Raw genomic sequence first — 19,355 nt, 5'->3', positions numbered from 1 at the left:
TGGTCGATAAAGGGCAATGGCCCGTGTCAAGCCATGTTGCACCGCGCAGACAAAAAGGTCTCCCGAATACGCGGAGACTTCATAATATCGACTTACTGACGATCGGGAGAATGAAGTTGCGTTTCGAGCACTTGGTTGAGATCAACGATCCAGGCAATCCTCAACTGGATCCGCTGACGCCTGACCAGCTGTGGCAAGGGCTGGTGCTGCGCGCCGAGTCGCCCGAACTCTTCGTGCTGGGGCTGGACCGCGCCGAAGTAGTCGGCCGCGGCGACAACTGGATCGATCGCGTGCTGCATTTTGGCGAGGCGTCGATCCATGACCATGTGGTGTTCGAGCCGCGCCGGCAGGTGCGCTATGAAACCGCGGCCACGGCCGAGCATGCCGGCGGCACGCTGACCATGGCGATCGAGACCCCGGGCCCGGGCGCGCTGCTGCTGCGCTTTGTCTACAACACCACCATGCCGGCGGTCGACGCCAGCGGCGATGACCGCTATGCCGAGATCGTCAAGTCCGCCTACCACGAGGCCGATATCGACACCGTGTGCAAGATCCGCGAGATCGCTGACACCGGACGGCTGGGGTGAGCGAGGGTCCCGCCACGCCGGAGGGTTCCGGCCAGCGGCCGGGTCTGCCGACCCGGCTGGCGCTGCGTGTGCGCTACGGCGAGCGGCTGCGCTGGCTGGTGCTGGTGACGCTGATGCTGGGCACGATCTCGTCGATCGTCTCGTCCACCATCATCAACGTAGCGATTCCGGACCTGAGCCGGCATTTCGTGCTGGGGCAGGAGCGGGCGCAATGGGTGGCGGCCAGCTTCATGATTGCGATGACGCTGTCGATGCTGCTGACGCCCTGGCTGCTGAACCGCTACGGGCTGCGCCGCACCTTCCTGGGGGCCTCGCTGCTGCTGGGCGCGGGCGGGCTCTTTGGCGGCTTTTCACCGACCTACGGCGTGATGATCGCGATGCGCGTGGCCGAAGGCGTCGCCGCAGGCATTATGCAGCCGCTGCCCAATATCCTGATCCTGCGCGTGTTCGAAGAGCGCGAGCAGGGCAAGGCGATCAGCATGTTCGGCTTTGGCGTGGTACTGGCGCCGGCGCTGGGACCCAGCCTGGGTGGCTTCCTGGTCGAGGCCTTCGGCTGGCGCTCGATCTTCTTCGTGGTGGTGCCGCTGACGCTGATCGGCGTGCTGATGGCGCGGCGCTTCATGGCGGTGGACTCGATCATGATGGGCGAGCGCCAGCCGCTGGACTGGCGCGGGCTGGGCCTGGCCGGTATTGCCACGGTAAGCCTGCTCAACGGCGTGGTCGAGATGCGCGACAGCGTGCCCGCGGGCCTGGCGCTGTCGGGCTTCGGCGTGCTGATGCTGGCGGCGTTCGTGCTGTGGCAGCTGCGCGCGGCGCATCCGCTGATGAACCTGCGGCTCTACAGCTACCGGCAGTTCGCGGCCGGGGCGGTGGTGGCCTTTATCTACGGCGCGGGGCTGTTCGGCTCGACCTACCTGCTGCCGGTCTATATGCAGATGGCGCTGGAATACACGCCGTCGCGCGCGGGCCTGGTGCTGTTCCCGGCGGGCGTGATGCTGGCGCTGACGATCGCCATATCGGGGCGCTTCACCCACAAGATCGCGCCGCATATCCAGGTGTCGTTCGGGCTGGCGCTGCTGTCGCTGTCGTTCCTGCTGATGGCGCTGGGCTCGCGCTCCACGCCATATCTGGTGCTGGTGGCGCTGGCGGTGCTGGGGCGGATCGGGCTGGGCTGCATCCTGCCGTCGCTGACGCTGGGGGCAATGCGGGGGGTGGACTTCACGCTGATCGCGCAGGGCTCGAGCTGCATCAACTTCCTGCGCCAGCTGGGCGGCGCCATCGGCGTGAGCCTGGCGGGCGTGGGCCTGCAATGGCGGCTGGCGGAGCACGGCGCGGTGCTGGGCCAGGCCGGCGACGCCGCCGTGCAGGCGGCGCGCATCCGTGCCTTCGATGAAACCTTCCTGGCCGTGGGCGTGGTGATTGCCAGTGCGATGATCGCGGCGTGGCGGATCCGGCCGCGGCCGGTGCCGGCGGCCTGAGGCCGCCGGGCCTGGCTGCGCCGGCTTAGCTGGCTGCGCCGCTGCGCAGTTCTTCCACCAGCGCGATGTACTGCTCCATCGCCTGTTCGCGTGCGGTGCCGCGCAGGGCTTCCCAGGCTTCAAACTTGTAGCGGCCGACAAAGTCGGTCATGCCGGGCTTGTCGCCGTGGGCATCGCCTTCGCTGCCTTGCTTGAACAGGGCGTACAGGCGCAGCAGGGACATGTTGCTGGGGCGCTCGCTCAGTTGCTTGACGTCGATCTGGGCCTGGTCGAAGCGTGCCTGCAGGTCGCTCATGGGGGTTCCTCCGTGTGTGCTGTCTGGATTGCGAAAGTGCAGGCCGATGATAGCCGCCCGGCGGCGCCGCGCCGTCCGTATAAAACCGAAGAAGCCCTCGATTCCGGGCGTCACCGGATACAATCGCGCCATGTCCTGGATTCTTGCTGTTGAAACTTCTACAGAGTGGTGCTCGGTCGCGCTCGGACGTGCGGTGCCGGGTGCCGGAGTCGAGTGCCTGGTGCGCCATGAGCACACTGGTGCACGCTCGTCGGCACGCGTGCTGCCGGCTGCCGGCGAGCTGCTGGCCGAAGCCGGCATTGCGCTGGCGGACTGCGCTGCGATTGCCTTTGGCGCCGGCCCGGGCTCGTTCACGGGCCTGCGCACCGCCTGCGGCGTGGCGCAGGGGCTGGCCTTCGGCGCCGGGCTGCCGGTGGTTCCGGTCAATACCCTGATGACGTGCGCCGAGCGCGCGCGCGCCGCTACTCCGGCGCTGCCGGACGACACCGCGGTGCTGGTGGCCCTGGACGCGCGCATGGATGAAGCCTATTCCGCTGCTTTCCGCTGGCATGCCAGCGCGCGGGAATGGGCGGAAGTCACGCCGATGCAGGTCAGCGCGCCGGAAACCGTGCCGCTGCCCGACGGCGATTTCTGGCTGGCCGGCAATGCCTCGACGGTTTTCGGCGAGCGGCTGGCGGGCCTGGCGCGTGCCGCGCGCGTGCTGCCGGAGGCGATGCCCCATGCGCAGCCGATGATCGCGATTGCACTGCGCGCACTGGCGCGCGGCGAGGCCATCGACGCCGACCAGGCCATGCCGATCTACCTGCGCGACAAGGTCGCGCAGACCATCGCCGAACGCGAAGCCGCCGCTGCCGCCCGTGCCGCGGCCCAGGCCGGGAGCGCATCGTGAGTGCAGCCTATCCGCTCGATCCCCGCAACCACTGGCCGGCCGTGCCCGCCATGCCGGTGCTGCCGGACGGCTGGGCGCTGGGCCGCATGAGCGCGCTCGACCTGGCGGCCGTGGCTGGCATCGAGGCGCGTGCCTACAGCCATCCGTGGACCCGCGGCAATTTCGAGAACTCGGTCAAGTCCGGGCATCTCGGCCTGACGCTGCGCGACCCGGCTGGCACGCTGGTGGCCTACGCCGTGCTGATGCCGGTGGTCGATGAAATGCACCTGCTCAATATCACCGTCGAGCCGCGGCGCCAGCGCCAGGGGCTGGGGCGGCTGATGCTGGCGGTGGTGCTGGCCACCTCGCACGCGCACCGCATCCATACCATGCTGCTGGAAGTGCGGCCGTCCAATACCGGGGCGATCGCGCTGTACCAGGCGGCGGGGTTTGCCGAGATCGGGCGCCGCAAGGGCTATTACCCGGCCCTGGGCAGCAAGCGCGAGGATGCGCTGGTGCTGCGCCGCAGCTGGCCGGCCGAGTCCGCCGCCAATGAAGGCACGGAGGGCAGGGCATGAGCCGCCGCGCACAGTTCCTGGAAGTCCTGGGCATCCCGACCGAATGGGTGCCGCGCGAGCGCGCGGATGCGCAGGCAGAGGCTGCGCCGGAGGTGGCCGTGGCGCAGGCAGCGATGCCTGTTGCCGAGGCGCCTGTGGCCGAGGTTGCCGCAGTGGTTGCCGCTCCGGCTGCGGAACCCGCCATGCCGGTGCCGGCGCCAGTGGCGCCGCCGGTCTCCCGGGCACCGGCGGCGCCTGCTCTGGTTCCGGCCGGCCCGGAACCCGGCTCGGCGCAAGCAGATCGCGAAGCCGCCATTGCCAGCATGGAATGGCCGGCGCTGGACGCCGCCGTGGCCGGCTGCACCGCGTGCGGCCTGTGCCAGCACCGCACCAATACCGTATTCGGCGTGGGCGACCGCCAGGCCGAATGGATGCTGGTGGGCGAAGCCCCCGGCGAGAACGAAGACCTGCAGGGCGAGCCCTTCGTGGGCCAGGCCGGCAAGCTGCTCGACAATATGCTCGGCGCGCTCGGGCTGGCGCGCGGGCGCAATGTGTTTATCGCCAACGTGCTCAAGTGCCGCCCGCCCGGTAACCGCAACCCGGAGCCCGAGGAGGTGGCGCAGTGCGAGCCGTTCCTGCGCCGCCAGATCGCGCTGGTGAAGCCCAGGGTGATCGTGGTGCTGGGCCGCTTTGCGGCGCAGTCGCTGCTGCGCAGCACCACGCCCATCGGCAAGCTGCGCGGCACCGTACATAGCTATGAAGGTATCCCCGTGGTGGTGACCTACCATCCGGCTTACCTGCTGCGCACCCTGACCGACAAGGCGCGCGCGTGGGAAGACCTGTGCCTGGCCAGGGAGGTCCATGACCGTGCGGGAGCTGGGGCCTGACCTCTCCTTGACCCGCGGCGGCGACGGCAACAGGCCGTCGGGCCCGCCGCTGTGGCGCCGCGCCGCGTCGGCGCGCACGCGCGACCTGGCCTGGACCACGCTCTCGCCGCCGCTGCTGGCGGCGGTGCCGGGCGCGGCCCCGGCGCGCTGGCCCGCCGGCACGCTGGCCGCCTGGCAACACTGGCTGGAAGCCGCTGACCCCGCCACGCTGCCCGCCACCATCGACGAACTGGCCGACGGCCACGTCGCCCCTTCCGCCGACGATCCCGACCAGGATCCCGCCAGCCGCAGCCTGCGCCTGGGCCGCCATGCCGAGCGGCTGCTGCATTTTGCGCTGCGCCATATGCAGGGGCTGTCGCTGCTGGCCGCCAACGTGCCGGTGCGGTGCGCAGGACGGCAGGGTATCCGCACGCTGGGTGAGCTGGACTTTATCTGGCGCGAGCAGGCGTCGGGCGCGGTGGTCCACTGGGAGATGGCGGCCAAGTTCTACCTGATGGCGCCTGGCGACAGCCAGGTAGCGCGGGCGCAGGATTTCGTCGGCCCGAACCTGGTCGACCGCCTTGGCGACAAGCTGGGCCACATCGTGCACCGCCAGCTGCCGCTGGGCTGCACCGCGGAGGCACAGGCCCTGCTGGGACATACGGTGGACCGCAGCGAGGTCTACCTGCTGGGCTGGCTGTTCTATCACGATGGCCGGGTGCCGCCGGGGCTGGATGCGCTGGGCATCGCGCCAGACCATTTGCACGGCTGGTGGTCCACGCTCGATGACTGGGCCGCCCGCGCAGCCGCTCGGCCCGGCTTGCGCTGGTGCCGCCTGCCACGTACCGGCTGGCTGTCGGGCGCGCTGGTGCCCGAATCCGGCACGGAAGAAGCCGGCGCGCTGCGCGCGATGCTGGCGCAGCGCTTTGCCGACCCGCGCCATGACCACGGCTGGCGGCGCGAATCTCCGGTGATGCTGTGCGAACTGGAGCCGGCCGGGCCAGAGGCGCCAGGCTGGTGGCGCGAATGCTCGCGCGGGTTCGTGGTGCCGCCGGGGTGGGAAGAGCGGGCGCTGGCGCGGGCGGCGGAGCCGCCAAGACCGGGGCCGCAGGCCGCGCAGGACGCGGCGTGACCCTCGCTGCGCCGGCTAGTGGTGCTTGTCCTCGCCGATCATCGCCAGCGAGTTGAAGGTGCGCGCGTTGTACTTGTGCAGCTTGAGCACCAGCGCCATGGTCACGCAGATAAACAGGCCCAGTGCGACGATGACCACGCCGATCGGCACGTTCAGCTTGATCAGCAGCGCATACAGGCACAGCATCAGCAGCACCGAGACGTTCTCATTGAAGTTCTGCACCGCGATGGAGTGGCCGGCCGACAGCAGCACGTGCCCGCGGTGCTGCAGCAGCGCGTTCATCGGCACCACGAAGTAGCCAGACATGGCGCCCACCACCATCAGGAACACATAGGCAATGGCCATGTACAGCGGCATCTGCAGGCCCATCACGTCCAGCGTGACATTGGGCATTGCATCCTTGGTGTAGAACGCCATGATCATCACGGTGGCGCCCATTGCCACGCCAAAGGGCAGCACCGACAGTGACTTGCGCAGCGGGATGCGCGCCGCGGCCAGGATCGCGCCCACGGCCACGCCCACGGCCACCACGGCCTGCAGCAGCGCGCCCTGGGACAGGTTCAGGCCCAGCGATTTCTCGGCCCACTTCAGCACGATGAACTGCAGCGTGGCGCCCACGCCCCAGAACAGCGTGGTCACCGCCAGCGAGATCTGTCCCAGCTTGTCGCGCCACAGCGCCACGAAGCAGTCGCCGAACTCGGCGATCAGCCTGATCGGGTTCTTTTCCTGCGCCGGATAGCGGGCGCCGGTATCGGGGATGAACAGGTTGAAGATCGAGGCGACCACGTAGAACAGCATGATCACCACCATCGCGGCCTCGGCCGGGGTGTCGATGCCGGTGTTCAGGAACGGGACATCCAGCTGCAGCAGCATGCCTGACACGTGCACGGAAATCAGCGCGCCGCCGACCACGGTGCCCAGGATGATCGAGCCCACCGTCAGGCCTTCGATCCAGCCATTGGCCAGCACCAGTTTCTCCGGCGGCAGCAGCTCGGTCAGGATGCCGTACTTGGCCGGCGAGTACGCCGCCGCGCCGAATCCCACCACGCCATACGCCAGCAGCGGGTGCAGCCCGAACATCATGATGGCGCAGCCGACCACCTTGATGGCGTTGGTGATGAGCATCACCCGCCCCTTGGGCATGGAGTCGGCAAAGGCGCCGACGAAGGCGGCGAGAACGACGTAGGAAAGAACGAAGAACAGCTTGAGCAGCGGGGTCATCCACTGCGGGGAATGCAATTCGGTGAGAAGGGCGATGGCGGCGATCAGTAAGGCATTGTCGGCCAGCGAAGAAAAAAACTGCGCGGCCATGATGGTGTAAAAACCCTTCTTCATGCTGTCGACTTTTTCTCCATCGCGAGCTCCGCTCAGGTTGGCCAGGCTGGCGCCTACCGGGGAGGCCATGGTTTGCAGGGAACCTTGTGCCGCGGCCGTGTCGAATTGTGTCTGTGGTGCTGCGCTGCGGCGCCTTGAGGCTTGCCTGACAGTCATTGACATAATGCTTCGCTTTTAGAACATGGCCGGAGCGTCCGGCTTTATATCACGAAAACATGACATTCCCGAACCCCGGCAAGGGCTCTTTTTGACAGCGGATTGCCGTGCCGATTCCCCAATGACCCCCGGCAACGGCATCTGAATGTGTTCAAATAACGACTGCGACCGCGACCAGCCGACCGGGTCTTCCCCGATCTGGTGCGTGGTCGAACCGATATGGTGACTGGGATACAAGGGCGTGCCAATTCCGCACATTCCCGCATGCCAGTCGCCGCAACATGCTGCTGCACACCGACAGGTGACGTTTGCGCCATCGATACTGAGACAGAGCCGTACTTCCAGCGCCCGCGCCGGCTGCCCACGCCGCCAGCGGCGCCGCCGGCTTGCTCGTCCGCTTCCTGAGATGTGACTTCCATGCCAAGACCCATCCACGCTGTCATCCACCAACCCGCCCTGGCCAACAATCTCGACATCATCCGCGGCAAGGCGCCGGAGTCGCGCATCTGGGCGGTGGTCAAGGCCAATGCCTACGGCCATGGCATCCGCCGCGTCTTTGCCGCCCTGCGGGGCGCCGACGGCTTCGGCCTGCTGGACCTGAACGAGGCCGTGCTGCTGCGCGACCTTGGCTGGCAGGGCCCGATCCTGCTGCTGGAGGGCTTCTTCCAGCCGCAGGATGTTGCCGTCATCGAACAATACCGCCTGACCACCGCGATCCATTGCGACGAGCAACTGCGCATGCTGGAAAGCGCACGCGCCAAGGGACCGCTGGCGATCCAGCTCAAGCTCAATACCGGCATGAACCGGCTCGGCTTCCATCCGGCCGCTTACCGTACCGCCTGGGAGCGTGCACGCGCCATGCCCTGTGTGGGCAGTATCGTCCATATGACGCATTTTTCCGATGCGGATAGTGCCCGAGGCGTGGCCCACCAGATCGAGGCTTTCGACGCCGCTACGGCCAACCTGCCGGGGGAGGCCAGCCTGTCGAACTCGGCCGCGGTGCTGTGGCACCCGCAGGCGCACCGCGCCTGGGTGCGCCCCGGCATCATCCTGTATGGCGCCTCGCCGACCGGGCGCGATGCCGATATTGCCGGCACCGGCCTGCAGCCCGCCATGTCGCTGCACAGCGAACTGATCTCGGTGCAGGACCTGCAGCCGGGCGATACCGTCGGCTACGGCTCCTTGTTCACCGCCGAGCGGCCGATGCGCATCGGCGTGGTGGCGTGCGGCTATGCCGACGGCTACCCGCGCCATGCGTCGGGCTGGGGCGAGCAGCGCGCACCGGTGCTGGTCGATGGCGTGCGCACCGAACTGGTCGGGCGCGTGTCGATGGACATGCTGTGCGTGGACCTGACCCCGTGCCCGAAGGCCAGGGTCGGCAGCCCGGTCACGCTGTGGGGCCAGGGCCTGCCGATCGACGAGGTGGCGCAAGCCAGCGGCACGGTGGGCTATGAGCTGATGTGCGCACTGGCCCCGCGCGTGCCGACCTCGGTGGCGACGATCACGGCTTCGGACAGCGCCGCGCCTGCCGTGGCCTGATCCGGGGGGTTGGTGCGGGCGCTGGCCCGCGCACTTGCCATCTGCCGGCCGGGCCACTTGTGGGCCCGGCTCGTTTTTTCCTGCAAGGACATCCGTTGGCCAAGACCAAGACTGTCTATACATGTACTGAATGCGGCGGCACCACGCCGCGCTGGGCCGGCCAGTGCCCGCATTGCCAGCAGTGGAACACGCTGGTGGAGACGGTGGCCGAGTCCGCCGCGAACAAGCGCTTCCAGCCGCTGGCGGCCTCGGCCACGGTGCGCAAGCTGTCGGAGATCGATGCCGCCGACGTGCCGCGCTTTTCCAGCGGCATCGATGAATTCGACCGCGTGCTGGGCGGCGGCCTGGTGTCGGGCGGGGTGGTGCTGATTGGCGGCGATCCCGGCATCGGCAAGTCCACGCTGCTGCTGCAGGCACTGGCTAACCTTGCGGGCCAGCGCCGCGTGCTCTACGTCAGCGGCGAAGAATCCGGTGCGCAGATCGCGCTGCGCGCGCAGCGGCTGGGCGTGGAAAGCCCGTCACTGGGGCTGCTCGCCGAAATCCAGCTGGAGAAGATCCAGGCCACGCTGGAAGTGGAAAAGCCCGAAGTCGCGGTGATCGACTCGATCCAGACGCTGTACTCCGAGGCGTTGACCTCCGCGCCGGGCTCGGTCGCGCAGGTGCGCGAATGCGCGGCGCAGCTGACGCGCATTGCCAAGAGCAGCGGCATCACCATCATCCTGGTCGGCCACGTGACCAAGGAAGGCAGCCTGGCCGGTCCGCGCGTGCTGGAGCATATCGTCGATACGGTGCTGTATTTCGAGGGCGATACCCATTCCTCGCACCGGCTGATCCGCGCCTTCAAGAACCGCTTCGGCGCGGTCAATGAGCTGGGCGTGTTTGCCATGACCGAGCGCGGCCTGCGCGGCATCAGCAATCCGTCGGCGCTGTTCCTGTCGCAGCACGAAGAGACCGTGCCGGGCTCATGCGTGCTGGTGACGCAGGAGGGCACGCGTCCGCTGCTGGTGGAGATCCAGGCGCTGGTCGATACCGCCCATGTGCCCAACCCGCGCCGGCTGGCGGTGGGCCTTGAGCAGAACCGGCTGGCGCTGCTGCTGGCAGTGCTGCACCGGCACGCGGGCATAGCCTGCTTTGACCAGGACGTGTTCCTCAACGCTGTGGGCGGGGTCAAGATCACCGAACCCGCCGCCGATCTCGCGGTGCTGCTGTCGATCCACTCGTCGATGCGCAACAAGCCGCTGCCGCGCGGCCTGGTGGTGTTCGGCGAAGTCGGCCTGGCCGGCGAGATCCGGCCCAGCCCGCGCGGGCAGGAGCGTCTGAAGGAAGCCGCCAAGCTGGGCTTTACGATCGCCGTGATTCCTAAGGCGAACGCGCCCAAACAGAAGATCGACGGGCTCGAAGTGATCGCGGTGGAACGCATCGAGCAGGCCATCGACCGCGTGCGCCATCTGGACTGAGCCATGGACGACGGCATCGCCTTCGAGACCGAACGCCTGCGGCTGCGCCAGTGGCGCGAGGTGGACTATGCGCCGTTTGCCGCGCTCAATGCCGACGCGCAGGTGATGCGCTATTTCCCTGCGCCGCTGGCGCGTGTTGAAAGCGATGCGTTGGCCGACCACTGCCGCAGCCTGATCGCAGCGAAGGGATGGGGCGTCTGGGTGGCGCAGCGCAAGGCGGACGGTGTTTTCCTGGGGTTTGTCGGACTGCACGAGCCCACTGCGGCGCTGCCGTTCGCGCCCTGCGTGGAGATCGCCTGGCGCCTGGCGCGGCACGCCTGGGGCAGCGGCTACGCGACCGAGGCGGCACGCGGCGCGCTTGCCTGGGGCTTTGAGCGGCTGGGGCTGGATGAGATCGTGTCTTTCACGACACTCGCCAATGCCCGCTCGCGGGCGGTCATGGAAAGGCTCGGCATGCGTGAGGATGCCGTGGGTTTCGAGCATCCCGCGTTGCCGCCAGGGCACCCCTTGCGGCCCCATTGCCTGTACCGTTTGCCGCGTACGGCGTGGCAGGCAGCCGGCGCATAGCACCCCTGCGTCAATCCGCCACAGGGCAGGGGGCTTGCGCTGCATGTGACGCCAACTGCAGGCGCTGCAAAATAGGTAATAATGCGCAGCAATGCCGCGCCATCCACTGACGGCACCGCTTACCGGATTACCTGATCACCCACTATGCAAGCCAACTCACGCGCCTATTTCCTGCTGATCGCCCTCGTTTCCTTCGGCCTGGTCGGCGTTGCGCTCTACCTGCAGTTTGAAAAGGGCTACCAGCCTTGCCCGCTCTGCGTGATGCAGCGCTTTGCCTTTATCGGCATCGGCATCTTCTCGCTGCTGGCCGCCGTGGCGCAGAATACACGCTCGCTGTGGCAGGGCCTGGGCATGCTGTCCGGCATTGCCGGGATTGCGGTGGCGGTCTACCACGTGTCGCTGCTGCTCAATCCCAAGGCCAGCTGCGGCATCGATCCGCTGGAGAACTGGGTCAACGCGCTGCCGACTGCCAAGGCGCTGCCGCAGGTGTTCTACGCGGATGGCCTGTGCACCGCGCCGCTGCCGCCGGTTCTGGGGCTGTCGGTGCCGGCATGGTCGCTGATCTGGCTGTTTATCCTGACGCTGACGCTGGCGGTGGGGTTGATCCGGCGCGAGAAGAATTTCCGCTGAGTGGTGAATTGATAAAGAAACCGGCGCACCAGGCGCCGGTGTTTGTTTGATGCAACGGATTTTCGAGCAGCGCTGGTTTGCTTTGACGTAGTCGGGTAGTACCTGTTGCGCAGGGCCAGCCACAGTAGCTTGATCGCCGCCGCCACGGCCCGGCACTCCTTTCTGCTGGCGTATCCCAGGCTGTTGCGGATCAGATGCATGATGCAGGACTGCAGCCTCGTTTGGGGGAACACCGCGTTCAGGGCCTGTTCCATGCCCTTGAGGCCGTCAGTTACCGCAGTCAGGATGTCCTGGGTGCAGTGGTCCGGCTAGCCACTACTCCGTCTCGCTCTTAGCAAGTTGAGAGCGCCTTCTGAAACTATTCCATATTATTTCCCGGGGCCTGAAGGATGCTTTGTCCATGCAGGCCGCTGCCACCATTTCCCTCGACCAACTCCGAAGGGAGGGCCTGTGACTGGGCGACAGAAATCCTGGTTTCATTCTTGAAGCATCTACTGATGTGCCGTGCCAACTGTGGAGCCGCATATTTTGCGCCATAGATGAAACGCAGAGCAGGCCCAAAGCTCAGCGCGGCGGCCGGCCCAACCACATATAGGTCGCGTACATTGGTTTCGAAATTGCGCGTCAGACTTGGCGAGCCGTCAATGAGTGAAAGCGAATTCAAGAGTTCCTGGGAAATGAAGGAATGTCTGGCCATGTCAACCTTGAACCCCGTCGCGACAACAACATGATCAGCGCTAAGGCAGGACGTTTCGTTCCTGGTCGCGACCTGCAGAACTACCTGACCATTCTTGACTTCGGCCTGCCTGATTTCAGTCTGAGTCAAGATATCAATCTTGCCATCCACGCGATTGCGCAGCCACCAGGCACCCGACGGTCCCCACCCAGTCTCTAGAGTTCTCTTGCGGCGCTCAAGATTCATCATGTGGAAGACAATAGGGTACTCGGACACCAAGAAGGAAGACAAAAGAGCGCTCGGAGTATTCGACTGCCAACCGCGTCCTATCCCGACGTGCGATCTCAGTAGCCTTGAGATACCCCCACGGGAGGTACGCGGTTCATTACTCCAATTCACAGTCGCACCGCGCACGAGTAAGCGAACCCGCGCTCCGATCTCGCTCAACAGTGCGGCGAGCCCGATTGCCGACTGACCTCCGCCCACAACGACGATGTTCTTGTTCTTAGCCCATTCCAGACTCCCGAATTCGCTGGAGTGAACCACGTAAGGTGTCGGCATGCCCTGTAGTGCTGGAGGCATTTGCGAAAATCCCTTCAGACCCAAAGCCATTACCACGCGCCGCGCCGCCAGGGAACTGCCGTCGCCCAGGGCCAGCCGGAAGAATCCATCCTTGCGGTGCATATCGACAACTTCCACTGCGCGAACATGACTGACCAACTGCGACTGAAACCAAAGCCCGTATTCCACAAAGAGCTCGAGCGGCAGGTGCATACCAATCGGCTTATATTCAATACGATTGCGACGGCAATATTCTTCAATCGTATAGCCTTCCCGCGGCGCATAGAGATTCGAGGCAAATCCTTCCGAGCGCAACAGCATGCCTGGAGGCATGAAATTCCTCCAGGCATGCATTGGTTTCCCAAGAATTTGATGAGGCACGCCAGCTGAGGTCAGGTAGGCCGAAACCGATAAGCCATAGGGACCAGCTCCGATGATAACAGTATCCGTTGACGAGATCATTATTGCTCTTCCCCTTAAACTTGCCTGGCTTGCGGAGCCGCGCAGTACGGACCACCGCATGATGCTGCGGTGCAGAAAATCATTCTTGAATCATTTTTCCGGTGCTGTCATGTCTTCGATAAAATCATGCCACTGAAAGTGCGAACCAAATAACCACAGGCGCGGGGCGACCATAGTGCGGCGCCTTGAGAGATCAACCGCTCTATTGACTTCACGATTGACCATCGGGCGCGCCAATCCAGGCAATTGAACAGTTGCGATCGCCCAATTCAGCGTGTCCAATAGATCGGCGTGGCGTGCTGCACAGCGATTTCCGATTGCTTCTATCGTGCCGTCCAGCCAGATTAAGGCAATCCAGAACCAGGCCGCCGTGTCTTCTGTACGGGCGCGCACACTCGCTTTCTTGATTCTCTTTCGGGTGGCCGGACACTGCTTGCGCGCAGGCGCAGGTCGTCAGAGCCATGTATGCCATGGCGGACATAGTCGAATTGCTGGCGATGCAACCGGTTCCAGCACCGGTGGCGCGGCGCAACGTGGCCTCGACCACATTTTGGTCCTTCACACGGAGGCTCGGCTTTGGTTAGATAGACTCCGGAGCGGAAATCCATTGTCTGTCAGGGGATGGCCATGAATGCCGCTGCGGGACGAACTGGGCGGATCGATCATGAAGCGTTTGTTCGACATAGTTTTCGCCTCCATGGCATTGCTCGTGCTGGCCATTCCGTTGCTGATCCTGGCTGGCGCAGTGCGATGGAAGCTGGGCAGTCCGGTGCTGTTTCGTGCAACACGTGCAGGCCTGGGTGCCAGGCCATTCGAAGTCGTGAAGTTCCGAACCATGACGGAAGAGCGAGGCCCTGATGACCAGCTCTTGCCGGATGAAGAAAGGCTCACGCCGTTCGGCAATTTTCTGCGCCGCTCCAGTCTCGATGAGCTGCCTCAGTTCTGGTGCGTTCTGGTGGGCGATATGAGTGTCATTGGTCCACGACCTTTGCCGATGAAGTACCTGCCGTTCTACTCACCGGACCAGGCACGTCGTCATCTGGTCCGTCCCGGCATTTCCGGCTGGGCGCAGGTGAACGGGCGGAACTCTCTGAGCTGGGAAGATAAGTTTCACTTCGACACCTGGTATGTGGACCACTGCTCTTTCTGGCTGGATCTGAAGATCCTCTGGCTCACGGTGGGCACTGTCATGGACCGCCGGGGCATCAACGCCGCGGGGGATCTGACCGTGCCTTCATTTACAGGCAGCCCAGGCACCCAGTACGTCGCCAGCGAGTCCGAGCCCGCGCAGAAAGAAGAAGTTCCGATTCGCACGGCATGACGAGTGTTCATGCTGAATGCCGCATGTTCTCCTTGTGACCATGCTTCTCTCGCGAAGAGATCGATGCCGTATCGTGGCAGTTCAGCTCGAACAAGACAAGCTACCGGACCAGGAGGGCAAGGACGTTGGTGAGAGGCTGTGCCGGTGGGTGTTCAAAGGCGTGTTGCTACTACGTGAATTTGCGCACGTATCGTGCTTCTTTCCAGCCGGTGATTCTGATTAGATGGTAGGTGTTACGGTTGGGCGCAGGACAATGGCCGCAGTTCTGGCGGGACGGCTTCGCGCGATCGGTGAGTCCCGGTTCAAGAGCGGCAAAGAAGAAAGTCGGCGCTCCAGCCGCAGGACCGAAATCCGGTCCGACGAAAGCATCGAAAGACCTGCATGATGGGGCTGTGGGGCTATGGCAGGGTCATTGTGGTTGGAATGAGATTGGGGTGAAGATGAACGTTCTTTTGACCTGCATAGGGAGACGGCGCTATCTGGTGGAGTATTTCAAGTCGGAGCTGAACGGGACCGGCATGGTGCTTGGGGTGGATATGCAACGCGGCGCGCCGGCCGCGAGCGCATGCGACATGTTCCTGGTAGGCCCCGGCCTCTTGGCGGATAACTACATCGACTTCCTGATCGATGTATGCAGGGTGCATCGGGTCTCGGCCCTCCTGTCGCTGAATGACTTGGAGCTCCCGCTCATTGCCGAGCACGCTCAACGGTTTCGGGAAATCGGAACGATACCGGTCATCTCGTCGGCAGAGGTCATTAGCCTTTGCGCGGACAAGTTCCTGACTGCGCAGTTCGCCGAATCAATCGGGCTGTCCACGCCGCGCAGCTATGCGACCCTCGAAAGTGCAGAGCATGCCATTGCGACGGGCTCGGTAGCCTTCCCTCTGATTGTCAAGCCCCGCTGGGGCAGCGCTAGTTTTGGCATCTTCGTCGTCGAGGACCTGAACGAGCTTCGCTTCGCCCGTGCGTACTGCCAGCGGATCTTGCAGAAATCGATCTTCGCAAAGATGGGACAGCCAGGGATGGAGGTGCTGATCCAGGAAGTGATCTCGGGCCAGGAGTACGGGCTCGATATCTTCAACGACTTTGAGGCGAGGCCGATCGGGTTTGCGGTCCGCAAGAAGCTGTCGATGCGGGCGGGGGAGACGGACCGGGCGATCACTGTCGAAAGCGCGCCATTCAACGACCTGGCCACGCGAATCAGTCGCGAATTGCGGCACATCGGCAATGTCGACTGCGATGTGATCGAGCGCGACGGGCGTCAGTACCTCCTGGAGATGAATCCAAGATTCGGAGGAGGCTATCCCTTCACCCATATAGCGGGAGCCAACCTGGTGCGGATACTGCTGAATTGCGTGCGCGGCGGGCAGCAAGGGCAGGAAGTCCGCTATCAGGCCGGTATCGAACTGGCCAAGTGCGACTACCCGGTCGGCGTGGGAGCACGGGTTGAGGAGGGATAAAGGCAGGCGCTAACAATCAATGCAACAGGACGGAGCAGCCACACTCGTCCGAGATGGATCTTGAACCAGACTGTCGGCAAATCGCGGCGATTTCCGTGAGCGGTTGCGCGCTCATTTCCATGGCGCGCCGGGTCAATTCGGCAGCGCTGCTCAGTGTGAGCACAGCGAGGCAGATGCCCGGGAGCCGCCAGGCGACAGGTGCCGGCCAAATGCGTCCCCTCGTGAAGAGCGTCATCGGTCAGATGCTTGCCGACGCGCCATACACTGGGCCTTTTTGACATTCCGATGTGCGAAACCAGACATTGTGCGGTTTGCACACCCGATAGATTGAGGGCTCGCGACCCGCCCGCCCCGGGCCGTCCACATTTCGCCACTCCCTGCAGGGAGGCATATTGTGAACACTTCAAGCATACCGACCAAGCCTTTGCGCGCGGTGTTGATGCAACGGCTGAAACAACGGCTCAAGCCGTACACGCCAGCCTGGTTGCTGAAATACCACCACGACCGGACCATCCGCAAAGACCGCGCACTGTATCAGGGAAAGGCGCTTCGCGAGGTGTTTTCCCATGTCTACGAAACCGGGGGGTGGGGCGTGGCGAAGGACCACTCCGGGTTCTACAGCGGGAGCAGTTCTCATGATCCGGCGATCGTCGACACCTATGTCGAAGCCGTAACGGCCTACCTCGGCTCGTTGCCATACCGGCCAGACGTGGTTGACCTCGGTTGCGGCGATTTCAATGTCGGCAGCCGTATCCGGCCGGCTTGCGCACGCTATGTTGCTTGCGACGTGGTGGAGGCAGTCATCCAGTCGAACCGCACCAGGTTCTTCTCCAGTCTTGATGTGGACTTCCGGTGCCTCGACATCACAAGCGAGCCCTGGCCGAGAGGTGACGTCGTTTTCCTGCGCCAGGTGCTCGATCATCTGGACAACGCACGCATTGCCGGCGTGCTTGCCAGCCTGACGCCATACAAGAGCCTGATTCTGACTGAGTATTTGCCTCTGGCACCCGATTTCCCGCCAAATCTCGACAAGCCGATCGGTCCTGGTCTCCGGATTTGGGGCGCTATACCAAGCGGAATCGTGGTGACGGAGCCGCCGTTCGAGCTGAAAGCCTTGTCGACGCAGATACTCTGTGAGGTGCAGGACAACGTAGGCGTCATTCGTACCATCGCGTACGAACTGCCTCGGCAAACCTGACTGAACCTCTGCCAAGATGTAATGTGCCGTCCTTGACGGTGCCAGGGGCAAGGGATTTTGACGTAGGAGGCCAGGGCCGGTTCGAGGCCCGGCAGTGCGGCAGCGACGGCCCAGGCGGCAGTTCGGGTCCGGTTAATCGGATGATCGGCGATGCGGCCCAGCACTTGGCGCGGGTAGTCTTGGTGCTGAGGCCGCTGAGCTGGCTGTGCCAATGAGCGTGTACCCCCTGCGCCCGAAAAGAGGCGGTCACGCAATCTGCTCGATTTGCTCCTGCAACTCCAGCCACTTCTCCTCAAGCGTCTCCAGCTCGCCGTTGACCTCGCCCTGGCGCTTGAGCATCTCCATCAGCTTGGTCTTGTTGGCTTCGGCATAACTGCTTTCATCGGCCATGAACTGGTCGATCTCCTCCTTGGCGGCTTGCAGCACCGCCATGCGCTTTTCCACCTTTTCCAATTCTTTGGTCAACGGCTTGCGCAGTGCTGACAGCCGCTGGCGCTCGTCGGCTTCCGCGCGGCGCTGGTCCTTGCGGTTGACCGCCGCGGTGGCATCGCCGGCGTTCTCTGCCAGGTGCGCGGCGGTGGCGGCATTGCGCTTGGCCGCGGCCTGTTGCAGCAGCCAGTCGCGGTAGTCGTCCAGGTCGCCGTCGAACGGCTTGATGGTGCCGTCGGCCACCAGCATGAACTGGTCGGCGGTCGCGCGCAGCAGATGCCGGTCGTGCGACACCAGGATCAGCGTGCCTTCGAACTGCGCCAGCGCCATGGTCAGCGCCTCGCGGGTGTCGAGGTCCAGGTGGTTGGTCGGCTCGTCCAGCAGCAGCAGGTTGGGCTTCTGCCAGACGATCAGCGCCAGCGCCAGGCGGGCCTTCTCGCCGCCTGAGAACGGTTCGATCGGCGAAGTGGCCATGTCGCCGCGGAAGTTGAAGCTGCCGAGGAAGTCGCGCAGTTCCTGCTCGCGGGTATCGGGTGCCAGCCGCGCCAGGTGCTGCAGCGGCGAGTCGTGGTCGCGCAGCGTCTCCAGCTGGTGCTGGGCGAAGTAGCCGATCTGCAGGCCCTTGCCCAGGCGCAGGTTGCCCTTGAGCGGATCCTGCGTGCCCGCCAGCGTCTTGACCAGCGTCGACTTGCCCTGGCCGTTGGCGCCGAGCAGGCCGATGCGCTGGCCGTTCTGGATCGACAGCGCCAGGTTGTGCAGGATGGTGACGGGCGGCTCGGCCTCGGCATAGCCGCAATCGACACCGTCGAGCACCATCATCGGGTTGGGGGCGGCGTCGGGTTCGCGGAACTCGAAAGCGAAGCCGGCGGCCACGTGCACCGGCGCCAGCCGCTCCATCTTTTCCAGCGCCTTGACGCGGCTCTGCGCCTGGCGCGCCTTGGTCGCCTTGGCCTTGAAGCGCGTGATGAACGATTCCAGGTGCGCGATTTCCTTCTGCTGGCGCACGTAGGCGGATTGCTGCTGCGCCATCTGCTGCAGGCGCAGGGTCTCGAACAGCGTGTAGTTGCCGCCGTAGCGGCGCAGTTGCTGGTTCTCGATATGCACGGTGACGTTGCAGATCGCATCGAGGAATTCGCGGTCGTGCGAAATCATCACCAGCGTGCCGGGATAGCGCGCCAGCCAGTCTTCCAGCCAGACGATGGCGTCCAGGTCCAGGTGGTTGGTCGGTTCGTCGAGCAGCAGCAGGTCGGACGGGCACATCAGCGCCTGCGCCAGGTTCAGGCGCATGCGCCAGCCGCCGGAGAACGAGGCCACCGGCTGCGACACCTGCGCCAGCGTGAAGCCCAGGCCCAGCAGCAGGGCCTCGGCGCGCGCCGGGGCGGTGTAGCCGTCGGCGTCGGCAAAGGCGGCGTGGGCTTCGCCCTCGGCGCTGCCGTTGCCGCTGGCCTGTGCGGCGGCGATGGCGCCTTCGATTTCGCGCAGGCGGGTGTCGCCATCGATCACGTAATCCACGGCGGTGCGGCTGACCGCAGGCGTTTCCTGCGCTACGTGTGCGACGCGCCACTGAGCCGGCACGATGACATCGCCCCCGTCCGGATGCAGCTCGCCGCGCAGCAGCGCGAACAGCGTCGACTTGCCGCTGCCGTTGGCGCCGACAAGGCCCACGCGCTCGCCCGGGTTGAGCGTCACGCTGGTGTGGTCGAACAGCACCTTGGTGCCGCGCTGGAGGACTAGCTGGTCGATTCGGATCACGGGAGGGGGAAATGCCTGAGTGAAAAACA

The 19,355-nt window shown here is 64.9% G+C and carries 18 protein-coding genes and 1 pseudogene; 13 read left to right on the top strand and 6 right to left on the bottom strand.

The annotated features are described in order from the left end of the window. Positions 1-110 precede the first annotated feature (110 nt). Both AC3WQZ_RS07875 and AC3WQZ_RS07870 read left to right on the top strand, forming a co-directional pair. Complete coding sequence (locus AC3WQZ_RS07875; protein ID WP_492300292.1) at positions 111-587, top strand: SRPBCC family protein; 477 nt, start codon at positions 111-113, stop codon at positions 585-587. Beyond that, entirely contained in the window at positions 584-2,065 is a 1,482-nt protein-coding gene (locus AC3WQZ_RS07870; RefSeq protein WP_010810625.1) for a DHA2 family efflux MFS transporter permease subunit, read from the top strand. Before AC3WQZ_RS07875 ends, AC3WQZ_RS07870 begins: the two co-directional genes overlap by 4 nt. A 25-nt stretch (positions 2,066-2,090) precedes the next feature. Here the strand turns inward: AC3WQZ_RS07870 and AC3WQZ_RS07865 are convergent, their stop codons facing one another. Continuing rightward, positions 2,091-2,360 (bottom strand): acyl-CoA-binding protein, encoded by a 270-nt coding sequence (locus AC3WQZ_RS07865; RefSeq protein WP_011615505.1) that lies wholly within the window; start codon positions 2,358-2,360, stop codon positions 2,091-2,093. Between the two features lie 130 nt (positions 2,361-2,490). On the opposite strand from AC3WQZ_RS07865, the gene tsaB reads away from it, so the two are divergent. Genes tsaB through AC3WQZ_RS07845 form a run of 4 tightly spaced genes read left to right on the top strand, consistent with a single transcriptional unit; the run spans position 2,491 to position 5,783 of the window. After that, on the top strand, positions 2,491-3,249 hold the full coding sequence (gene tsaB, locus AC3WQZ_RS07860; RefSeq protein ID WP_058697977.1) for a tRNA (adenosine(37)-N6)-threonylcarbamoyltransferase complex dimerization subunit type 1 TsaB: 759 nt from the start codon (positions 2,491-2,493) through the stop codon (positions 3,247-3,249). Continuing rightward, on the top strand, positions 3,246-3,806 hold the full coding sequence (rimI, locus tag AC3WQZ_RS07855) for a ribosomal protein S18-alanine N-acetyltransferase (RefSeq protein WP_010810628.1): 561 nt from the start codon (positions 3,246-3,248) through the stop codon (positions 3,804-3,806). Before tsaB ends, rimI begins: the two co-directional genes overlap by 4 nt. Next, positions 3,803-4,672 carry a uracil-DNA glycosylase gene (locus AC3WQZ_RS07850; protein ID WP_010810629.1) on the top strand — a complete coding sequence of 290 codons (870 nt, stop codon included), beginning with the start codon at positions 3,803-3,805 and terminating at the stop codon, positions 4,670-4,672. Before rimI ends, AC3WQZ_RS07850 begins: the two co-directional genes overlap by 4 nt. Next, positions 4,647-5,783, top strand: coding sequence for a DUF1853 family protein (locus tag AC3WQZ_RS07845; protein ID WP_011615501.1), 1,137 nt, complete (start codon positions 4,647-4,649; stop codon positions 5,781-5,783). The genes AC3WQZ_RS07850 and AC3WQZ_RS07845 overlap by 26 nt, the downstream gene beginning before the upstream one ends. Positions 5,784-5,798: 15 nt before the next feature. Here AC3WQZ_RS07845 and lplT read toward each other — a convergent pair whose 3' ends face one another. Continuing rightward, positions 5,799-7,118, bottom strand: a complete 1,320-nt coding sequence (lplT, locus tag AC3WQZ_RS07840; RefSeq protein WP_010810631.1) for a lysophospholipid transporter LplT — start codon at positions 7,116-7,118, stop codon at positions 5,799-5,801. Between the two features lie 573 nt (positions 7,119-7,691). On the opposite strand from lplT, the gene alr reads away from it, so the two are divergent. The 4 genes from alr (at position 7,692) to AC3WQZ_RS07820 (ending at position 11,467) form a co-directional block, all read left to right on the top strand. Continuing rightward, on the top strand, positions 7,692-8,813 hold the full coding sequence (alr, locus tag AC3WQZ_RS07835) for an alanine racemase (RefSeq protein WP_010810632.1): 1,122 nt from the start codon (positions 7,692-7,694) through the stop codon (positions 8,811-8,813). A 95-nt stretch (positions 8,814-8,908) separates the two neighbouring features. Next, positions 8,909-10,270, top strand: coding sequence for a DNA repair protein RadA (gene radA / locus AC3WQZ_RS07830; RefSeq protein WP_010810633.1), 1,362 nt, complete (start codon positions 8,909-8,911; stop codon positions 10,268-10,270). Positions 10,271-10,273: 3 nt separating this feature from the next. After that, positions 10,274-10,837 (top strand): GNAT family N-acetyltransferase, encoded by a 564-nt coding sequence (locus AC3WQZ_RS07825; protein ID WP_492300290.1) that lies wholly within the window; start codon positions 10,274-10,276, stop codon positions 10,835-10,837. Positions 10,838-10,981: 144 nt separating this feature from the next. Then, complete coding sequence (locus AC3WQZ_RS07820) at positions 10,982-11,467, top strand: disulfide bond formation protein B (protein ID WP_010810635.1); 486 nt, start codon at positions 10,982-10,984, stop codon at positions 11,465-11,467. Between the two features lie 113 nt (positions 11,468-11,580). On the opposite strand, the pseudogene AC3WQZ_RS07815 reads toward AC3WQZ_RS07820, so the two are convergent. The 3 genes and pseudogenes from AC3WQZ_RS07815 to AC3WQZ_RS07805 form a co-directional block, all read right to left on the bottom strand. Beyond that, positions 11,581-11,757 (bottom strand): annotated as a pseudogene (locus AC3WQZ_RS07815) (transposase); the annotation flags it as partial. A gap of 68 nt (positions 11,758-11,825) precedes the next feature. Next, positions 11,826-13,166: an NAD(P)-binding domain-containing protein gene (locus AC3WQZ_RS07810; RefSeq protein WP_492300289.1), complete on the bottom strand. Its 1,341-nt coding sequence runs from the start codon at positions 13,164-13,166 to the stop codon at positions 11,826-11,828. A 90-nt stretch (positions 13,167-13,256) separates the two neighbouring features. Next, on the bottom strand, positions 13,257-13,559 hold the full coding sequence (locus AC3WQZ_RS07805; protein WP_011615497.1) for a hypothetical protein: 303 nt from the start codon (positions 13,557-13,559) through the stop codon (positions 13,257-13,259). Positions 13,560-13,830: 271 nt separating this feature from the next. On the opposite strand from AC3WQZ_RS07805, the gene AC3WQZ_RS07800 reads away from it, so the two are divergent. From AC3WQZ_RS07800 to AC3WQZ_RS07790, 3 genes are all read left to right on the top strand, one after another. Further along, complete coding sequence (locus tag AC3WQZ_RS07800) at positions 13,831-14,487, top strand: sugar transferase (RefSeq protein WP_037024914.1); 657 nt, start codon at positions 13,831-13,833, stop codon at positions 14,485-14,487. A 440-nt stretch (positions 14,488-14,927) separates the two neighbouring features. Continuing rightward, positions 14,928-15,947, top strand: a complete 1,020-nt coding sequence (locus tag AC3WQZ_RS07795; RefSeq protein WP_011615496.1) for an ATP-grasp domain-containing protein — start codon at positions 14,928-14,930, stop codon at positions 15,945-15,947. A gap of 394 nt (positions 15,948-16,341) precedes the next feature. After that, on the top strand, positions 16,342-17,145 hold the full coding sequence (locus AC3WQZ_RS07790) for a class I SAM-dependent methyltransferase (RefSeq protein WP_011615495.1): 804 nt from the start codon (positions 16,342-16,344) through the stop codon (positions 17,143-17,145). A 246-nt stretch (positions 17,146-17,391) separates the two neighbouring features. On the opposite strand, the gene AC3WQZ_RS07785 is transcribed toward AC3WQZ_RS07790, so the two are convergent. Next, positions 17,392-19,326, bottom strand: a complete 1,935-nt coding sequence (locus AC3WQZ_RS07785; protein ID WP_492300288.1) for an ATP-binding cassette domain-containing protein — start codon at positions 19,324-19,326, stop codon at positions 17,392-17,394. Positions 19,327-19,355 lie beyond the last annotated feature (29 nt).

Source organism: Cupriavidus sp. FW305-26 (assembly GCF_058787975.1).
This window is presented reverse-complemented; position numbering and strand designations above follow the sequence as displayed.

What these genes read in the sequence shown, in the direction of transcription:
- AC3WQZ_RS07875 (WP_492300292.1), top strand. Translation starts at nt 111, where the DNA reads ATGAAGTTGCGTTTCGAGCACTTGGTTGAGATCAACGATCCAGGCAAT.
- AC3WQZ_RS07865 (WP_011615505.1), bottom strand. Translation starts at nt 2,360, where the DNA reads ATGAGCGACCTGCAGGCACGCTTCGACCAGGCCCAGATCGACGTCAAG.
- tsaB (WP_058697977.1), top strand. Translation starts at nt 2,491, where the DNA reads ATGTCCTGGATTCTTGCTGTTGAAACTTCTACAGAGTGGTGCTCGGTC.
- AC3WQZ_RS07850 (WP_010810629.1), top strand. Translation starts at nt 3,803, where the DNA reads ATGAGCCGCCGCGCACAGTTCCTGGAAGTCCTGGGCATCCCGACCGAA.
- AC3WQZ_RS07845 (WP_011615501.1), top strand. Translation starts at nt 4,647, where the DNA reads ATGACCGTGCGGGAGCTGGGGCCTGACCTCTCCTTGACCCGCGGCGGC.
- lplT (WP_010810631.1), bottom strand. Translation starts at nt 7,118, where the DNA reads ATGAAGAAGGGTTTTTACACCATCATGGCCGCGCAGTTTTTTTCTTCG.
- alr (WP_010810632.1), top strand. Translation starts at nt 7,692, where the DNA reads ATGCCAAGACCCATCCACGCTGTCATCCACCAACCCGCCCTGGCCAAC.
- AC3WQZ_RS07825 (WP_492300290.1), top strand. Translation starts at nt 10,274, where the DNA reads ATGGACGACGGCATCGCCTTCGAGACCGAACGCCTGCGGCTGCGCCAG.
- AC3WQZ_RS07820 (WP_010810635.1), top strand. Translation starts at nt 10,982, where the DNA reads ATGCAAGCCAACTCACGCGCCTATTTCCTGCTGATCGCCCTCGTTTCC.
- AC3WQZ_RS07810 (WP_492300289.1), bottom strand. Translation starts at nt 13,166, where the DNA reads ATGATCTCGTCAACGGATACTGTTATCATCGGAGCTGGTCCCTATGGC.
- AC3WQZ_RS07800 (WP_037024914.1), top strand. Translation starts at nt 13,831, where the DNA reads ATGAAGCGTTTGTTCGACATAGTTTTCGCCTCCATGGCATTGCTCGTG.
- AC3WQZ_RS07795 (WP_011615496.1), top strand. Translation starts at nt 14,928, where the DNA reads ATGAACGTTCTTTTGACCTGCATAGGGAGACGGCGCTATCTGGTGGAG.